This window comes from Mycobacterium sp. NGS29, assembly GCF_059812965.1.
On the sequence record NZ_JCALDR010000015.1, the window covers coordinates 81430 to 98733 of the forward strand.

Here is a 17304-nt window from a genome sequence, read left to right on the forward strand (position 1 = left end):
GGATCATCTGAATGATTACCCGAAGACTGGCCGCTCGGTGGTGGTGGCTGCGCGCATGGCTGCGGCGGGTCCCGCCGCGGGTCCGGCTCGGCGCTGCGGCCGCGGTGATGGCGATGGCCGGACTGCTCTGGCAATACAGCAGCCACCACGGCGCGGCCGATCACAGCGCACCGCCGGCGGCGGCCCCCTCCTCAGCGACGGCGGTGGCGCCGCGCCCGGGCGGGGCCGCCGAATGGGGTGAAGACCCTGACGTGGGTCAAATCGCCGCGCCCACCGTGGCGCCGGAACTGGCCTCGATCGAGGCCGCCCGCGAGGTCGCGCAACGCTTCGCCACCAATTTCGGCTCCCCCAACGGTGATCGCGACAGTTGGCTGGCCCGCATCGACGGCGATGTGTCGGCTCAGCTGATGGAGCAGTACCGACTCACCGACATCCGCAACCTCACCCAGGCCACACTCACCTCACTGCAGGGCCCGGTCAGTGCGCGCGACGGGGCGGCGGCGTTTCGCGCCACCTACAGCGATGAGTCGCACATCGAGATCCGGCTGGAGTTGTCCGCCGAAGGCTGGAAAGTGGTCAATGTGCTCCCGCTGCCCGCCGCAGCGGTGACCGAGCCCCCCGGCCCGGGGGGTCGGTGATGGCGCCGAAAACTGTTGGCGGGGCAACCAAGTCCACCCCGGCAGCTGCGTCGTCGACCCGGGCGTGGGCCACCAGCAGCGCCGAACTCAACCGCCCCTACATCCCCGCAGAGAGCGCCGCCGCGCAAAAGCAGGCCGCTGAATCGGGGCGGTGGCTCGCGCTGGCCGGGATCGGTGCTGCGGCATTGTTCGGCTACACCACGCTGTGGCCCGCAGCCGCGCGGCTGCTCTACACCCCCTCCCCGCTACGCACCTATCTGCTGCCGCCCTCGCCGCGACCGGTCACGGTGATCGCCGGGGTCGGAGTGGGCTGGTTCTGGGTGCTGTTTGTGGCAGCACCCCTGCTGGCTGCGGCGGTGGCGGCGTTGTGGTCGGTTGCGCTGGCCTGGCACAACCACCGCGTCCGCACCGGATTTTTGGGTCACGTGCGGCCCGGGCAGCGCTGGACCGGCCAGCAACACCCCACGGTGCCCCTGATCCTGGCCGGTGTAGCCGTGGCCCTGGCGGCCTGGGGATCCCTGCTGCGCCTGGCCGCCCCCGGTGCGGCCACCATCGCCGGACGCCTGGTACTCGTGGCGCTGCTCGGCGCATCGGGCTACGGGCTGGTCCAGTTCACCCGGTGGGCATGTGCCCGGGGCGCCATCACCCGAGCGACCAACGAGGTCACCTTCCTGGTCTCCCCAGCGCTGGGGTGGACCGATCTGCGCTCGGGGCGGGTGCGGCCCTCGCGTCGGCGTTACCCGCGGGGCGGCGCACCGTTTGCGAAGGTGCTCACACTGCTCTACTGCCAGCATCCCAGCGCGATCGGTGAGGACCTGATCGCCGAGCTCGCCGCGATCCTGCACCAGGTCACCGGACGCACCTACACGCTCGACCACGACGCGCTGACGCGCACCCTGACCGCCACCGAAACGGTGCTCGCCGCAGCCGACACCGTCGTCGACGCCGAATCCGTTCTGGCCCCGCTGGTGGCGTCGTGGTTCGATGCCGCCGCCCACATCCATGCCGTCACAGTCACCGACGAACCCGCGCCCCGCCCCGCTGTAGCGACCGACACCGCCGATACGGACGAGGCGGCCGATACCGTGCACGGCGCCGACGCAGAGCGAGCCCAGCGGTCGGCGTCCACCGTCAACGACGCGGTCGCCGCGCGAATCCGGGAATTCACCATTGGTTTCGCCTACAACCTGCGCGTCAGCTCCGCCTACCGCCGCGGCGTCATCGAAGGCATGGTCGCCGACGCGCTGGGCGGCTCCTGGGAAGCCGAATGGAGCATGGCCTCGCGGCGGGTGAGATTCGTGCGCAGCCCCGGGCTGCCGACCATGGTCGACCCACCGCTGGACTTCGCCACGGTGACGCGCGCGAGCATCCGCACCCTCTACAAGCACACAGTCATCCCGTTCGGTGTCGATGCCTACGGGAACACGATCGTGTGGGATTTCAAGCAGTCCCCGCACATGTTGGTGGCCGGTCAGACCTCCTCAGGAAAAACCTCGGTGCTGATGACCGTGGCCACCCAGGCGGCGCGCCGCATCGGCGCCAACCTGGTGTTCATCGACCCCAAAGGATTCGACACCCCCGGGCTTCGCGACTGGCCCAACGTGTCGCTGGTGACCGCGGGAACTGACGAGGACGGTTTGGTCGGGCACACCGCGGCGCTGCGGTTTATCGCAGACACCATGCGCGAGCGGCTCTCCCAGGTCAAGATCAACCCCAACCGGGCCGATGACTTCGACCCGATCGTCATCGTCACCGACGAATTCTCCAACCTGGTGGTAGCCCTGGCGGAGTTCTTCACCACCTACAAGTCCAGCAAAGAAAAGGGCGTTCCCCCCACCACCAAGGACGTCGGCATCCTGTTGCGGACCGCGCGTGCGGTCGGCATCCACATGGCGATCGGGATCCAGCGACCGGACACCATGTTTATCTCCGGGGAGGCCCGCGACAACACCGCCCTGCGGGTGGCGATGGGGCGGCTGCGGTCCAAAGACGCCGCGATCATGATGTTCAACGACGCGGTGGCCGGCACCCGGGTGCAGCCGGGAATCCGGGGCCGCGGCACCGTGCAACTGCCCGATGGGACGTTCCGGGAAATGCAGGCCTGCTACACCCCCAAGATTCCGGCGACCGCCGAACAATGGGCGGCGCTGTCCGATCATGATCGCGCCATCCTCGCCGAGCTGCGCAACGTCGACAGCTTCTGGCCGCGACGCGTCGTCGACAGTGCGCTGCGCGGTTATGACCCCGAGGATGATCAGCAAGAGATGTCGTTCGCCCGGATCCGGCAATCACCCATCGTGCTGGCCTCAGAACGACCCGACCTCGACCCGCTCAGCGACCACTATGTACGGCCCATGACCGCGGTGCGTTCTCCCACGATGGATGACGACCACGACGACCATCCGGCCGACAGCGGCCCCGACGGCGCAGCGCTGCCTCCCCCGGTGTCTGCAACGGCCTTCGGTGGGCCTGTGGACGGGTTCGACGACGAATACCTGCCCACCGTCGAGGACGAATACGGCCCCGCCGCAGCGGTGTCGGCCAACGAAGTCGACCATGGTGACCTGGTGGACGTTTGCGTTGACGGTGTCCCAGACTGGAAGTACGTTCACGCTGAGCCCTACCTCACCGATGATGTCGACGGCATTGAGCGATTGGTGATCCCCTACCGGGATCTTGACGATGGCCACGAGGCCGGCGACATCGACGTTGATCCCTACGAAGTGATGCAGGCTCGGAAACTGCGTATGCACTAAAGGAGAGGTGATGGCGGCCAAGAGAAAGTCCGGACGCGCGACCGCTGAGGCGGCGTACGCGAACCTGCTCAAAGACAACACCATGCTGGTCGGCAATGTCGGAGAAACTTTCGACGCCTACCTGGCCATCCTCGACGACGCCGCACACGCGCGTGAGCGCTACGAGGATGCGCGCGCGGCGGCCGTCAAAGCGGGCGCGCTCACCAACGATCAGCTCGATCAGATGGGGTACCCGAAGACGACGAAACTGCCCGCCGCACCGGGTAAGAAAGCCGCGTCCAACCCCCCGCCTGGTGAGGCGCAGGCGCGCAGCAACGCAGAGTCGTCGGCGCCGCGGGTGGCGCCGACGGCCAACGGCGAAACCCCCAACCGTGAGCCGGTGACACTGGGTGCGGGCGCCAACGGGAAGGACCAGTCATGAGTGCCATCGACGCCCTGGTCGCGGCGTCTCAGGAACAGCACCGCCGCTACTACGAACTGTTCGGCGCCAACCCGGTGCGCGGCGATGGGCTGCGTGAGCTGGCCGCGTTCTCCCACGACGTGGGACAGCAGGCCCGCGATATCCGCGAACAGGTCCTGGCGCTGCACTTCTCGACAGCGATCACCGGATGACCGGCGCCTTCGGGCATGTGACCCATGCCGATCACCATCCCCTGGATCGTTTCGGCGCCGGAGCGGGCTCCGGGGCGATCGCCACCGACTACAGCGCCGAGGTCAACGTCAACGGCGGCAACGATGTCGGCGCCAACGCCGAGGCCGAAGCCAGAGAGATCGCCGCGGTGCCCGACCCGACCTCACCGGCCGGCCAAGCCGCCATCCTGGCGATCATCCAGAAGTATCAGGGCCGCAGCGCCGGCACCGTCGAACAGTCAGCGGCCACCCAACAAGCCAACGGAACACAGGCCGCCGGCGACAGCTCCGGCGGAGGACACCACCACAAAGGCGACGACGACGACGATTCCGGCGGCGGCGGCCTGATGAGTGTGCTCAGTTCACTACTGGGCGGCGGCGGATCAGGTCTGTCCGGGATGAGTCCCTTCGGTCAGGGAATGAGCCCCTTCGGTCAAGGGATGAGCCCCATGGGGGCGGGGTCCAACCCCTTCGGAGACCCCTACGGCGCCCAGCAGGTCGGCACGGCCAGCCCGGCAGCCAACCCGTTCGCCGAATCACCAGCCGCCGCGGCCAGCGCTAGCCCTGCCGGCGATCCCTTCGCCAGCGCACCATCAACGGGTACAGGGGCCGTGCCGGTCAGCAATCCCAACAACGCGCCCAACCCCTTCACCACCGCGGGCGCCACCGAAGGCCAAGGCGCCGGCGCCGGTGCCGCAGCCCCCGCGCTGGCAAGCCGCGGCCAAGGACAAGGCGCTGCCGCCGGCGGTGGCGGAGGCGGCCTGGACCTGGACGCGTTCGGCGGCGGTGACGGCGGCGGTGTGCCCGCCGACCCGGCCACCACCGGCCGCAAATAGGCAACCGACAGCGGCAGCCCATGCAGTCAGCTACCGTCAGCAGCGCCCCCGTCACCTCGTGGTGGTACGGGCAGGGGCGCGCGGTGGAAGTTGTGCGGCGCCTGGAATCGCTCTACGCGCTCTCGCCCAACCCCGGCCCGGCCGGCGTGGTCACCGCCCGCCGCGACGAACTGACCGTGACCTTCGTCGACGGACTCAAAGCGCCGCTACCGCAACCATGGCTGCCGGGCACCGGCCGCGAAGCGCGCATCAGCTGGGAGGCCGTCGATCCCGCCACCACCCCCGACCCCGCACATCCGGTGTATCTGGTGGCGTTGGGCACCACCGACGACGGCGCACTGGTCGGGCTGAACCTGGCCGCGTTCTCCCGCATCCGCGTCGAAGGCGACCCGGCCACCGCCACCGCGCTGATCGCGCGCTGGGTGCTGGAACTGCTGTGCACCCACCCCGACATCACCGTCGGGGTCACCGCCGATGCCTGGCACGGACCGCTGACCAGCCGCGTGCAGCCCGTGGCGGCCGGCAGCGTCCCCGACGTCGACGTCCTGGTCTGCGGACCCGCTGTCAGCTACGCCGACCGCGCACAGATCATCGCCGCGTCCACCAGCGCGATCCTGCTCGACCTGGGCAACGACGCCGCCGTGTCCACCGCGTGGGTCATCACCTGCGGACCGGACCGGGTGGGGCACATCAGCCGGTCCGGGTCGTCGTCGAAGCCGATGACCACGACGCTGATCGTGCCCGGCGCCGACATCGTCGACCGTTGCGCCCAGATGCTGATCAGCCCCACGTCCCCACCAGCCGCGCCCAAGGAATCGGGCCTTGGCGTCGACGACGACCCGGTAGCCGACGATGAAGCCGCCGTTCGCGCCACCGACGGCCAGGATCTGGGGCCAGACTGGGATTCCGCTCTGGACTCCGACGATGACACACCGGCAGACGCTCGCGACCGCGATGCCCTCGGTGAATCGATCGACTTCTTCGCCTCCCCCACCCCCATGCCGGCGGGGTCACCGGAGCCGGCGAGCAGCCCGGGCGCGCCGGCCGCTGCCGCGGGCGTCGTGGACTGGGCTGATGCCGACCCCGACGTGCCCGCAATCTCATTCGGCGACGGCGCCGACCCCGACCCGCAACGAGGGGACGCCCCGGTGACACCTGCGCCGGCGGCCGGTGAACCTGCGGCGGTCGACCCCGCGGCGGCGGGGCCCGCACTGGCCCCGATATGGAATCGCATCCTCGGCAGGGTCACGTTGAATCCCCCGTCCCCGGGTCAGCAGCCCGGCCCGCGTGAAAAGCGTCTCAACGAGCTGCTGGTGTTCCTGCAGCACCACCCGTGGGCCAGCAGTGAAGACATCATCCGTTGTGTCTACGGCGGCGCCGCCTCGGATAAGACAGTGACACAACAGATTTCGCTGCTGCGCGGCCGAATGGGTGTTGTCCGCCCGGGTGGCCCCAAAGCGCTGCCGCCGATGCAAGAGGGCGGCTACCACCTCGATAACGCGGTGCGATCGGACTGGATGGAATTCGAGCGTCTCGTGGAGATCCTCGTCGAAACCACCTCCACCGCGCACCTGGTGGCCGCGATGGACCTGGTCACCGGCCCTCCCCTCGGCGGCATACCCCCCAAAGAATGGGCATGGGCGAACGACCTGCGCGAAGAGCTGCGCGACCGGGTTCCCGCCGTAGCGCTCGCCTTAGCGCACCGCCACTACAGCGCCAAGAGCTTCCGCACCGCCGCTGACACCGCACGCAAAGGCCTCTGGTACGACAACGCCCGCCAGGACCTGTGGAAGATCGCGCTGCAATCAGCACGGGACGGCCACGACAACGACGGACTCCGCGCATTGCGGGGGCAGTACTTGACTGCGGTCGCCGGGCCCGACCGAGATCCGGCCGTCTACGAACTCGCCGGACGATCAGGGTAGGTGCAGCTGATGCATTCCATCACCATCACACAATTCACCGACGACGATGACGACGTCATCACCACCGCCGAGACCGATCCCGCGGCGATCTCGGTGTCAGTGCGCACCACCGGCGCCATCGTCGACGTCGACGCCGACGTCGACAGGCTGCGCCCCCTGGGCGCCGACGGACTCAAAGAACTGTTCGTCACCTGCGCGCAGGCCGCGTTCGCTCACCGCTACGACCCGCTGCTCGACGAGCAGCACTAGCGTCCCGATCACCCAGTGGAAAGGAGTTGCGGCACCCCCCCCCGGGGTTTTGGCCGCCACTGTTGCCCATGACGACACCGAACCCACCGATCCCGCCCACCCCTGCCGACACCGGAACCCCTCTTCCAGGGCCGCCCCCACCCCGTGACCCAGGCAGTCGCTACCTGGGACCCGCACCCGTTCAATCCTGCGGCGCCGAACTCAGGGTCAACCCCGACCAGTTGCAGGTCGTGGCCGACCAGTACGCGGCGCTGCAAGCGCGCACCACCGTGATTGGCCCGGTGGCCACCGATGAAGTGCAGCGCGTCATCGCCACTCACGGTGTGATGGGATACCCGGTCGCCGTCGGTGTGGTCTCGGCCCTGGCGCATGCCCACGACGCGGTGGCGGCCAAAGCGGCTGACTTCGCGACGTACTCTCGCCGGTTCACCGAGCACGCCGCCACCTACCGTGCGCAGGACCTGGCCGGCGCTGCGCAACTCCGCGGAATCGACACCGGATCGGCCGCCGGCGCCACCGCGGGCGCGGCCCGGGCGGTTTAGCCAACGGCGGCGACGTCAAGGCGACACGACTATGGCACTGAACATCGATACCCACGGGGTGCGGCGCACCGGCGAGCATGTCGAGACCGCCGGAACTGCCTTGGCCGCGCCGCAATCCCCGACGGTTCCACCGTGCGGCGGCGACGCCGTCTCAGCCGCCGTCATGGCCAACCTCAACGCCTGGCAGGACTGGCTGATGCAGCACGTGCGTGCTGGAGCCCAGCAGGCCGCGGCAGCCGCGGCCGGCATCGCCGGCACCGCCACCGCCTACGAAGCCCAGGATTTCGCCGCGGCCGCCTCCTACCCCGGCGGCGGGCACGGCGCAGCCGGGCCGCCCGCACCCGCTGCGGCCCCGGCGTCCCCGGCCAGCCCCGCCCCGGTGGGTCCGCCGGAGTTGATGGCTATCCCCGACATCAGCGGCCAAGACGGCGAACACCTCGCGTTGGCGTTAGAGGCCGGCGCCGGAACCGCTCCCGCCGTGGCCGCAGCCGCCCGACTGACCGGATTAGCCGCCCAAGCCCAAGCCGCCCACACCGCCTTGACCACGGCCTACACCCAGCTGCTGGGTGCCGGGGAATCCGCGGCGAGTCCGCCGCTGCTGGCCCGCCTGAGTCGCGCGATCGTGTGGGCGCAGGAAGTCACCGGCCACGCCGGTGCGCTGGCGTCAGCGTTCACCGCTGCCGCAGGCCTGCACACCGGCGCCCAGGCGGCGGTCGGCTCGTCCACACAGTGGCAGGCCGTCAAGACGGGCTACCGACAAGCCGTGTGGGAGCAACAATTCACCGGTGCGGCCGGTATCCCGAAAGTGCGTGCGTTCAAGACCCGTCTGGCCAGCATGCAGCAGTCCGCCGGTATCGGGATGACCGGCTATCAAACCGGCGGCCAGACGGCCACCTCGCCGCCACCATCGCTGCCGCAGCCCGGTCTTGCACCTAACGGCGAGACCGCTGCCGGGCCCGTGCCGCCCGAGGTCGCCTCGGCTGTCGAGCACAAGCTTGACGACAAGGACCCCGCATCGTTGGCATCGGCAGAGGACGGTTCTGGGCAGAACATGCTGAGCCCACTGATGGGGGCGCTGGGCCCGTTGCTTCAGTCCGTCGGTGGCGCCAACCCGCTGCAATCGCTGGGTCAGATCGGCCAGCAACTGGGGCAGCAGGCCAGCGGCTTAGCCTCGGGCGCCAAACCGGCCAGCTCGGCGATCAAACCCGCCGCGCTGGCCCACCCCCATGCCGGCGCCGGTAAAGGCGGTGGCGGTGGGGGCGGTTCGATCAAGCCGTCGGGTGGGTTGGGCTCCTCGGTGCACCCCGCCTCGTTGACCGGAACTCCGGACACCTCCCGGCCGGCCACCCCCGCTGCACCTGCGGCCGCAGGCAAGGGAGCCACGGCAAGCCAGGCCGGCGGCATGGGCGGCATGATGCCCATGGGCCATCAGGCCGGCGACAAGTCCGTCAAACCGGTGACCAGCTACGAGCAGCCGCTGCCCAAAGTCGAGGATCGCGGCCGTCCCGGGGTCGTCGGCGATACCACCAACCCCGCACCGAAGGTCAAACCGGAAGCCCGCAACGCCGTCCAAGAGCGGCTGGCCGCCCGTAAGAAAGACGCCGCCGGACAGCCCTGACCAGTCGCCGGACCGTCCCGGCATTTGACCCCCGTGTCCACCTTGTATGCCAGGCTGATCCTCATGATCGAGCACAGCGCCAGGCCACCGGCGCTACACGCGGTGCCGTCGCGGTCACCGCGCACCGTCTGGGTCGCCGCCACAGTGAGAGGCCCCGCATGACGGAGATCCCCTTGCATCCCGCTGTCATCGCAGAGATGGCACGAGGACGTGAATTTCTCGACCAACTCAGCACCGCGCGCCGCAATATCGAGCGGCTGACAGTCACCACGGCATGCCCCGACGGCGACAACCAGATCGTGTTCGGCGGAGACGGCATGGTCATCGACGCCGCGTTCACCGAGGACCTCTTCGACCGCTACCCCGGCGACACACTCCGCGAACTGCTGCTGGCCATGTGCGAAGAAGGATTCGGTGAAGTCTCAGCCAAGGTCAGCGCCGAAGTGGCCGCGATCCTCGACGAGCAGCGATGAGCACCGACGGCGACGCGTTGGAGCTGTTCGTCAGCAGCTGCGCAGCCCTGGGTGTGGAGGCTTACGGTCGTCGGCAAGTGGCCGACAAGCGTGCCGCGCGCGCGGGTTTCGAGGAGTTGACCGCCGCCTATCCCGACCAGTGCGATGGCTGGCGCGGGCTTGCCGCCAGCGGAGCCGACGGCCCGCAGATCATCGAGAGCGCCTACCGCACGCTAGGCACCTGCGGGGATCTGCTGTCGGTGGCCGATGTCGCCGAGGACGCCGTCGACTTCCCCTTCGACACCGGCATGTATGTGCAGCTGTATGCCCACGGGTCCGACGGCGTCATCCTGGCCTGCGCGGCCGCGCGCGTAGCCGCTGGCGACTACGCAGCGGCCCGCGAGTTGATCGACGACGCGCTCCTGGCCGCCCAGCCCGGACATGCCGGCTGGCTGCTGGGTGTCATCTACTACCGGGCCAAGCGCTGGCAAGACGTGCGGCGCGTCCTGGCCCCCTTGTCACCGCATGTAGAGGCCGACCCGTTCCTGAGCCAGGCCGTCGGTGTCGCCCACGGGCTGGCCGAAGCGTATCTGGGCTTGTGGGACCAGGCCTTTGAGCGGCTGCGTGCCCACAGTCAGGGCCCCATCGCCGCGGCCAGCGCCGAGGCGCTGCTGGGGGCGGGTCTGTGTGCGCGCGCGTTGGACCGCACCGAGCTCGCCGCCTCGCTGCTCAACGAGGCCTACGCCGTGGTGGGGATCGCGCAGGACGTGCAGACCACGATCGGCACCGCGCTCAGTGATCCCCAGTTCGGTATCCAACCCACCACCGCCGCGCGTATCGATGCGCGCAGCGACTACTGGGATCCGCACACAGAGCCTGGGGAACGCGATTTCGTTCACCAGCTCGGCGCGGCTCGCCGCACCGAACTCAAAGCCGAGGCGGCCCGCGAGCTGGCCGACTTCGTCGGCATGGCCGATGTCAAGGCGCAGATCGCCCGGCTGGAATCCAGTGTGCGCGCCGACAAGCAACGCCAGGCGCTGGGATTGCCGGTGCGCAACAAGTCGCTGCACCTGATCCTGCAGGGGCCGCCGGGCACCGGCAAGACCACGATCGCTCGGGTGATCGCCAAGCTGCTGTGTGCCGCAGAGGCGTTGCCGTCGGACACCTTCGTGGAGGTCAGCCGCGCTGACCTGGTGGACAAGGTCATCGGAGGCTCCGAAGCCAAAATCAAAGCCGTCATCGACCGCATCGTCGCCGCCGGCGGCGGCGTGTTGTTCATCGACGAGGCCTACGCCTTGACCGATTCGGGATCCGACAACGACTTCGGGCCGCTCGTCATCGCCGAGCTGTTGCGGGCCATGGTGAATTACTCCGACAAATTGATGGTGATCGCGGCCGGTTACGCAGACAAGATGCAGGAATTCCTCGACTCCAACGAAGGGTTGCCCTCCCGGTTTGCCCGCAGCATCACCCTGCCGCCCTATAGCGTCGAGGAGTTGGTCGAAATCTCGATCCGCAAGGCCGCCAAGGGCGGCAGTGTTCTGGCCGATAGCGAGCCGTTGCGCGCGGCCTACGCCGAGCTGTCGGCGTCGACGGCCACTGATAGCAGTGGGCGGCGGCGTCCTGCCCTCGATGTGCTGGGTCACGCACGGTTTAGCGAGAAGCTGATCCAGTCCGCCGAAGAGGTCCGCGATCACCGCCTCAACGAGAGCGGGAAGCTGGACAACCCCACTGTCGAGGATCTGCAAACCCTCACCGCCGAGGATGTGAAGGCCGCGGTGGCCGAAGAGATCGACCTTGCCGAGGCGCAGCGCCACATCGGCCTGTCCCGCGGCGCAGCGCACGCAGGGGGGACGCGATGAACGCGCCACTACCGCCGCGGCGCGGCTTTAAGTCCCGCAGCGCCAAGCTGGGGCCCACCTCCACACGAAGCCGGCCGTGGGGATTTGTGACTCGCCACCAGATTTCGGGGTGGCGGTTTCTGATTCGCCGCATCAGCAACGGCGTCGCCCTGCGCGACACCCGGATGCTGACCGATCCGTTGCGCCGGCAAGGACGCGCCCTGGTCGTCGGCAGCATGCTGGCGGCGGTGTTGGTGGTCGGAGCGTTTGTGCTGTCGGTGCTCAAACCCGCAGGGGTGTCAGGGAACCGGCCCGTGCTTGCCGAGCGATCCACCAACGCGCTGTACGTGCTCATCAACGACGAGCTGCACCCGGTCCTCAACCTGGCCAGCGCGCGGTTGATCGTGGGCAAGCCCGCCGACCCCACCGTGGTCAAAGCCAAAGAGATCGACAAGTTCGCGCTGGGCAACACCCTGGGGATCGCCAACGCGCCCTCACGCATGGTGCAGTCCGGCGCCCGCGACGCGCGCTGGATGGTCTGCGACGCCGCCAGCGGCCCCCAGGTCGGGGCCAGCGTCATCTTCGGAGACCCGGTTGCAGGATCCGGCCACGCGGCGCCGCTGCCCGACTCGTCGGCGATCCTGGCCACCAGCGACAACGGCAAGACCACGTGGCTGATCTGGGGCGGCAAACGCAGCCTGATCGACCTGACCAACGCCGCGGTGGCTGCCGCCGTCGGCATCACCGTCGACACCCCGGCCCCGCGTCCCCTCAACCGGGCGCTGCTGAATCTGATCCCCGAGTCAGCGCCCCTGACGGTGCCCTTCCTGGGCAACGCCGGCGACACCCCGCGGTTCGTCTGGCCGGTACCCGGACAGCAGCCGCCCCCCATCGGCTCCGTCGTCGTCGACCACACCGAAGACAACCAATTGCGCTACTACGCGGTCAGCAGCGAAGGGCTGCAACCGATCTCGCCAGTGCTGGCCGCGATCTTGCGCGCCAACAACGCCTACGGACTCATCGCGCCGCCGGCACTGACCCCCGACCAGGTGGCCAAAGCGCCCAAAGTGGCTCCCATCGCCGTCGAGGACTATCCCCCGACCGCCGTGCACGTGCTCGATCCCACCCGCGACCCCGTGCTGTGCGGGCAGTGGACCAAACTGCGCGGGGCACCCACCTCCAGCCTGAGACTGCTGGCGGGCCAAAGCGTGCCGACGTCCCCCGACGCCACACCGATCACGCTGGCCGCGGCCGGGCCCACCACCGCCGCGCGGACCGTGCTACCCCGCGGCGTCGGCTTCTACGTGCAAGTCACCGGTCAACAGCCGCAATCGGCCACCAAGGAATCCCAGTTCTGGGTGTCCGACTTGGGTGTGCGCTACGGGCTAGAAGCTGGCGCGAACGAAACGGCCTCCCCCGCACAAGCATTGGGCATGACCGCTGAACCATTGCCCATCCCCTGGTCGGTGCTGGCGCTGCTGGCCGCCGGCCCCACTTTGTCCAAAGCCGATGCGCTGGTCGCACACTGACACGAACGAGGCACTTCAATGCGACAACGATTCCCCCAACGGCGACGCCTGCTGCGGCCCCTGGACCGCGCCACCGAGTCGGGCCCCGCCGGCAACGTGCTGACCGATTTCTCCCTCAATCCGCCGCCGGAGTTGCCGCGCACCGTCGAAATGACCGCGGTGCGCAAAGCGCTGCCCTGGGTGTTCGGGCTGGCGATGGTCGGGATGGTGGTCATGATGTTCGTGACCGGGTTCCGGCAGATGAACCCGATGTACCTGTTCTTCATGGCGATGATGGCGATCGGGCTGTTCCAATCCGTACAGCAGCAAGGCGGAAACGCCGAAATGTCCACGCCGGAGGTCAATTCCGAGCGCTCGGAATACCTTCGGTACCTCTCGGGCAAAGCTGAGGAGATCCGCGCGGCCGCCGGCACCCAGAAAGCCATCGCCGAATGGTCACACCCCAATCCCGAGGTCCTCGAAGCCGTCCTGGGCTCCCCACGGATGTGGGAACGCGGGGCCAGCGACCCCGACTACCTACACGTGCGGGTGGGCCGCGATGAAGTGAAATTGTCGGCCAAGATCCGGGTCAAGGCAGCCGATTCCGAGCTGGATCTCGAGCCGGTGACCAAGACCGCCTTGCAGCACCTGCGGGCAGTGCAGCAGTCGATTCCCCACTGCCCCAAGGCTATCGACCTGGCCGGGGTCGGCATGATCACCGTGTACGGGCAGCGGGACCTGTTCGAAGCCGCGGTGCGGGCCTGGGTGGCCCAACTGGTGTGCTGGCACTCCCCGAATGACACGGCGGTGGCCGTGGCCTGCCCGGATCTGGAAACCAGGTGGGGCTGGGCCAAATGGCTGCCCCACACCGAAGGCGACGAGATCGACGGCGCCGGCCCACAGCGCTTCCTGGCGGCATCGCTGCCCGAGGTCGATTCGGTGCTGGAGGCACTTCTCAAGCAGCGTGACCGCATCGTCGACGACAAGGGGATGGTGACCGCCGAGGCCACCAAGTCCCACCGCCACGTGGTGCTCGTCGTCGACGACCCGGCCTCGGCCACCCCTCTGGTGCGGCGCATCGCCGCACGCGATGGTGTCACCGTCATCGCCTACCGCGACGGCGCCGGTCCCGACCGTGACTACGACACCCACCCGCGGGAACTGGTGTTGCGGCTGCATCGCGGCGAGCAGGCCCTGGGGATGCAGATGTGGCAGAACTACGGGTGGAAGACCTTTTGCGCCGAACCGGACCTGCTAGCGACGCCGATCGCGCGGCATCTGGCCCGTCAACTGTCCAAGTGGGACGCCGCGCCGGCCAGCCGCCAGAACGCGGAGTCGGCGGCCGCCCAGACGATGCTGTCGCTGCTGGGAATCCCCAACGCCGCCAAACTGGACGTCAACGCCGTGTGGGGGCCGCGGATGCTGCCGGTGGGAACCGGTGAACCCGTGGATCTCGAACCGCTGCTGCGGGTCCCGCTGGGGCTACAACCCAGCGGTGCGCCGCTGGTCATCGACCTCAAAGACGAAGCCGACGGCGGCAACGGTCCGCACGGGCTGATGATCGGCATGACCGGTTCCGGGAAGTCCACCCAACTCAAAACACTGGTGTTCGGGCTGTTCACGCGCCATTCCCCCGACGTCGTGCAGGCCATCTTGGCCGACTTCAAAGACGAAGCCGGTTTCGATGCGTTCGCCGACTATCCGCACACCGTGGCCGTCATCTCCAACATGGAGGAAAAAAAGTCACTCGTCGAGCGTTTCGGGGACACGCTGCTGGGGCTGCTCGACCAACGTGGCCGCGCCTTCCACCGCGCCGGCAATCAGATCAAGGGCGCGGCGTTTGAAAGCCTGCGCGAATACAACGAAGCCCGCGCGACTGCCGCCGGCGCGCACCTCCCGCCCATCCCGTTCATGTTCATCATCGTTGACGAGTTCTCGTTGCTGCTCAAAGATCACCCCGCCATGGCCGACGTGTTCGACCGGGTAACCCGAAAAGGACGCTCCCAAGGGGTGTTCTTCCTGTTCGCCAGCCAGACCCTCGACGAGGGCGCGATCAAGCAGATCCCGAACAACACCCAGTACCGGATCGGGTTGAAGGTGGCCTCGGAATCGATTTCGCGGCGCGTGATCGGCACCGGCGACGCCTACCACGTCGCGGATGGAAAGAACGCCAAAGGCACCGGCTATTTCGTGCGCGCGCCCGGCGCGCAGCCCGTCAAGTACCGGGGATTCCTGCTGCCCGACCGCTACGAGCCGCCGACAACGATCAACCGCAAGGTGATCAGCGCCAAACCACGCGCGCGGGTATTCACCGCCGGGCGGGTCCAGCCCGACCCGGACACGGTGATCGAGGAACAGATCGCCGCAGAATCCGTCCTTGAAGGCCCGCCGCGGTCGCTGGTGCTGACCGTGGGTCCGCAGCTGTCGGCCGCCTACGGCAAACGGGCACCGCAACTGTGGTCCGAGCCGCTCGATGTTCCGATTCCACTCAACGCCGTGCTGGCCCAAGCCGAGGCGATGCCCGCACCGCCAGGATCGGCCCCCTGGTGGCCGCTGGGCGAGATCGACCGGCCTCGCCAGCTCAGCCACGGCCTGCTCACCTACAGCTTGGAAGGCGGAGGCAACGTCTCGATCCTGGGAATGAAGGTCGAGGATGTGTCCCGGGCAGTGCAGACGTTCCTGTTGGCTGCGGCCGCGCGCTATTCGCCGCGCGAGGTCGGGTTCTATGTGATGAGTTACGGTGGGCCCGCGCTGGCCCCGCTCAAAGACCTCCCGCACGTCGGTGTGCTCGGCGGCGGTGACCGCAAGGAACTGAATCTGCGCGTGTTCGGTGACCTCGAAGCGTTGGCGGCGCGGCGCCGAAAGTTGTTCGAACACCACGGCATTGGGTCGGTAGCCGAATTCCGCGAACGGCGCAGGCTGGGCAACCACCCCGGACTCGATGACGGCTATCCCACCGACATCTTCCTGGTCATCGACGGCTGGGAGAACTTCCTGACCGACAACACCTCGCTGATGCACCCGAAGAACCCGCACCTGAAAAGTGTGGAACGCCTCATCGGTGCAGGGCGAGGAATACACGTCCTGGTCAGCGCCGCGGATTGGATCAAGTTCGGCAACGAAGTGCAAACCCACCTCAACACCAAATTTGAACTGAAACTGGCCTCCGGGTCCCAATCGCAGGTGCGGGCGCAGGTCGACGACAAACTGGTGCGCCCTCAGGACCGCATTCCCTACGACCAGCCCGGGCGCGGGATCAACGCCGTCGGCGACGTCATCCGGTTTGCCGTCGGGCGTTTGGACAGCCAGGCGACCATGGACGAGCTCGACGGCCAAGTCCGCCGCACGGTGGCCACGCTGGCCGAGCGCCACGCCGGGCAGCGGCCGGTCCCCAGCCCGCAGCTGCTCCCCCATCTGGTGGAGACCGGCGACCTCAATCAGGATGCGTGCACCGGGGAACGCTTTGCCCTCGGTTTGCGTGGCCGCGATCTGGCGCCGATGGTGGTCGACCTCGCCCAAGAACCCCTGCTCGGCGTCTACGGCGATGACCACCACGGCAAGTCCACACTGATCACCCACCTGCTGCGTGCCGTGGTGAACCGGCGCTCGCACCCCGACCAAGCCTTGGTGTGTGTCTTCGACAAGAGCCGCAAGCTCAGCGGGGAAACCGAGAACCTGATCGAGGGACACGACTACTACGAGACTGACTTCGGCACCATGGCCCAACGCATCGAGGCCATTGCGAGCCTGCTCGACAGCAGGACGCCGCCGGCGGATCTGGGATGGGAGGAAAAGCGGGCGTGGCGCATCCAGGGGCCGCTGATCTACCTGTTCGTCGATGACCTCGATGCCATCCCTGTCCAGGTGCAACTGCATGAGCGCGTCGGTGGCGGCGACGGGTCTGGCACCGCCGCACCGCAGATCAAGAGCCGGGTCGTGCAGGTCTGGCAGCCGTTGATCCGGCACTTCGCCAATGCCCGTGATGTCGGGTTACGGGTCATCATGACCCACCGCGCCGCGGGGATCGGCGCTATCGAGATCACCCCCAACTCGGTGCCGGGACAGCTGGCAGCCCAAAGCGCCAACCGGATCTTGCTGGGTTCGCGCACCACCACCGACAAGGTGGGCGGAGTGAAGTTCGAAGAAGGGTTGCCGCCAGGGCGTGGATTTGTGCTCGCCGCCAGCGACGATAACGCCGGCTACGTGCAGCTGGCCGCCACCGAAGAATGTAACCGGCATGTTAAAAGTGCACGATAGCGGTGGTGCGGCGGGAGGCGGCGCCGCAACAATGTGCCGACGTGTCCTTCTC

13 protein-coding genes are annotated in these 17304 nt (G+C 68.4%); all 13 read left to right on the forward strand.

Annotated features, from left to right (window positions below; genetic code table 11):
• Positions 1 to 11: 11 nt before the first annotated feature.
• Positions 12 to 638, forward strand: coding sequence for a hypothetical protein (locus tag AC5Y5Z_RS19325; RefSeq protein ID WP_499919649.1), 627 nt, complete (start codon positions 12 to 14; stop codon positions 636 to 638).
• A complete protein-coding gene (locus tag AC5Y5Z_RS19330; protein WP_499919648.1) occupies positions 638 to 3394 on the forward strand; it encodes an FtsK/SpoIIIE domain-containing protein in 2757 nt (918 codons plus the stop codon). The genes AC5Y5Z_RS19325 and AC5Y5Z_RS19330 overlap by 1 nt, the downstream gene beginning before the upstream one ends.
• Before the next feature lie 10 nt (positions 3395 to 3404).
• Positions 3405 to 3815, forward strand: a complete 411-nt coding sequence (locus AC5Y5Z_RS19335) for a hypothetical protein (protein ID WP_499926946.1) — start codon at positions 3405 to 3407, stop codon at positions 3813 to 3815.
• Positions 3812 to 4006, forward strand: coding sequence for a hypothetical protein (locus tag AC5Y5Z_RS19340; protein WP_133437136.1), 195 nt, complete (start codon positions 3812 to 3814; stop codon positions 4004 to 4006). The genes AC5Y5Z_RS19335 and AC5Y5Z_RS19340 overlap by 4 nt, the downstream gene beginning before the upstream one ends.
• Positions 4003 to 4860 (forward strand): hypothetical protein, encoded by an 858-nt coding sequence (locus AC5Y5Z_RS19345; RefSeq protein ID WP_499919689.1) that lies wholly within the window; start codon positions 4003 to 4005, stop codon positions 4858 to 4860. The genes AC5Y5Z_RS19340 and AC5Y5Z_RS19345 overlap by 4 nt, the downstream gene beginning before the upstream one ends.
• Positions 4861 to 4880: 20 nt before the next feature.
• A complete protein-coding gene (locus AC5Y5Z_RS19350; RefSeq protein ID WP_499919688.1) occupies positions 4881 to 6785 on the forward strand; it encodes a bacterial transcriptional activator domain-containing protein in 1905 nt (634 codons plus the stop codon).
• A gap of 9 nt (positions 6786 to 6794) precedes the next feature.
• A complete protein-coding gene (locus AC5Y5Z_RS19355; protein WP_133437133.1) occupies positions 6795 to 7034 on the forward strand; it encodes a hypothetical protein in 240 nt (79 codons plus the stop codon).
• 68 nt (positions 7035 to 7102) lie between these two features.
• Positions 7103 to 7576, forward strand: coding sequence for a hypothetical protein (locus tag AC5Y5Z_RS19360; RefSeq protein WP_499919686.1), 474 nt, complete (start codon positions 7103 to 7105; stop codon positions 7574 to 7576).
• 31 nt (positions 7577 to 7607) lie between these two features.
• Positions 7608 to 9194, forward strand: a complete 1587-nt coding sequence (locus tag AC5Y5Z_RS19365; RefSeq protein ID WP_499919684.1) for a Fis family transcriptional regulator — start codon at positions 7608 to 7610, stop codon at positions 9192 to 9194.
• A gap of 158 nt (positions 9195 to 9352) precedes the next feature.
• Positions 9353 to 9667 carry a hypothetical protein gene (locus tag AC5Y5Z_RS19370; protein WP_287035351.1) on the forward strand — a complete coding sequence of 105 codons (315 nt, stop codon included), beginning with the start codon at positions 9353 to 9355 and terminating at the stop codon, positions 9665 to 9667.
• Positions 9664 to 11508, forward strand: coding sequence for a type VII secretion AAA-ATPase EccA (gene eccA / locus AC5Y5Z_RS19375; RefSeq protein WP_499919683.1), 1845 nt, complete (start codon positions 9664 to 9666; stop codon positions 11506 to 11508). The genes AC5Y5Z_RS19370 and eccA overlap by 4 nt, the downstream gene beginning before the upstream one ends.
• The gene (eccB, locus tag AC5Y5Z_RS19380) at positions 11505 to 13016 is read left to right on the forward strand and encodes a type VII secretion protein EccB (RefSeq protein ID WP_499919682.1); all 1512 of its coding nucleotides are present in this window, start codon (positions 11505 to 11507) and stop codon (positions 13014 to 13016) included. The genes eccA and eccB overlap by 4 nt, the downstream gene beginning before the upstream one ends.
• An 18-nt stretch (positions 13017 to 13034) precedes the next feature.
• A complete protein-coding gene (gene eccCa, locus AC5Y5Z_RS19385) occupies positions 13035 to 17252 on the forward strand; it encodes a type VII secretion protein EccCa (protein ID WP_499919680.1) in 4218 nt (1405 codons plus the stop codon).
• The last annotated feature ends 52 nt before the right edge of the window (positions 17253 to 17304 follow it).

Bases quoted from the DNA above. Each gene is read 5' to 3' on its own strand.
- AC5Y5Z_RS19325 (WP_499919649.1), top strand. From the start codon at position 12: ATGATTACCCGAAGACTGGCCGCTCGGTGGTGGTGGCTGCGCGCATGG.
- AC5Y5Z_RS19330 (WP_499919648.1), top strand. From the start codon at position 638: ATGGCGCCGAAAACTGTTGGCGGGGCAACCAAGTCCACCCCGGCAGCT.
- AC5Y5Z_RS19335 (WP_499926946.1), top strand. From the start codon at position 3,405: ATGGCGGCCAAGAGAAAGTCCGGACGCGCGACCGCTGAGGCGGCGTAC.
- AC5Y5Z_RS19340 (WP_133437136.1), top strand. From the start codon at position 3,812: ATGAGTGCCATCGACGCCCTGGTCGCGGCGTCTCAGGAACAGCACCGC.
- AC5Y5Z_RS19345 (WP_499919689.1), top strand. From the start codon at position 4,003: ATGACCGGCGCCTTCGGGCATGTGACCCATGCCGATCACCATCCCCTG.
- AC5Y5Z_RS19350 (WP_499919688.1), top strand. From the start codon at position 4,881: ATGCAGTCAGCTACCGTCAGCAGCGCCCCCGTCACCTCGTGGTGGTAC.
- AC5Y5Z_RS19355 (WP_133437133.1), top strand. From the start codon at position 6,795: ATGCATTCCATCACCATCACACAATTCACCGACGACGATGACGACGTC.
- AC5Y5Z_RS19360 (WP_499919686.1), top strand. From the start codon at position 7,103: ATGACGACACCGAACCCACCGATCCCGCCCACCCCTGCCGACACCGGA.
- AC5Y5Z_RS19365 (WP_499919684.1), top strand. From the start codon at position 7,608: ATGGCACTGAACATCGATACCCACGGGGTGCGGCGCACCGGCGAGCAT.
- AC5Y5Z_RS19370 (WP_287035351.1), top strand. From the start codon at position 9,353: ATGACGGAGATCCCCTTGCATCCCGCTGTCATCGCAGAGATGGCACGA.
- eccA (WP_499919683.1), top strand. From the start codon at position 9,664: ATGAGCACCGACGGCGACGCGTTGGAGCTGTTCGTCAGCAGCTGCGCA.
- eccB (WP_499919682.1), top strand. From the start codon at position 11,505: ATGAACGCGCCACTACCGCCGCGGCGCGGCTTTAAGTCCCGCAGCGCC.
- eccCa (WP_499919680.1), top strand. From the start codon at position 13,035: ATGCGACAACGATTCCCCCAACGGCGACGCCTGCTGCGGCCCCTGGAC.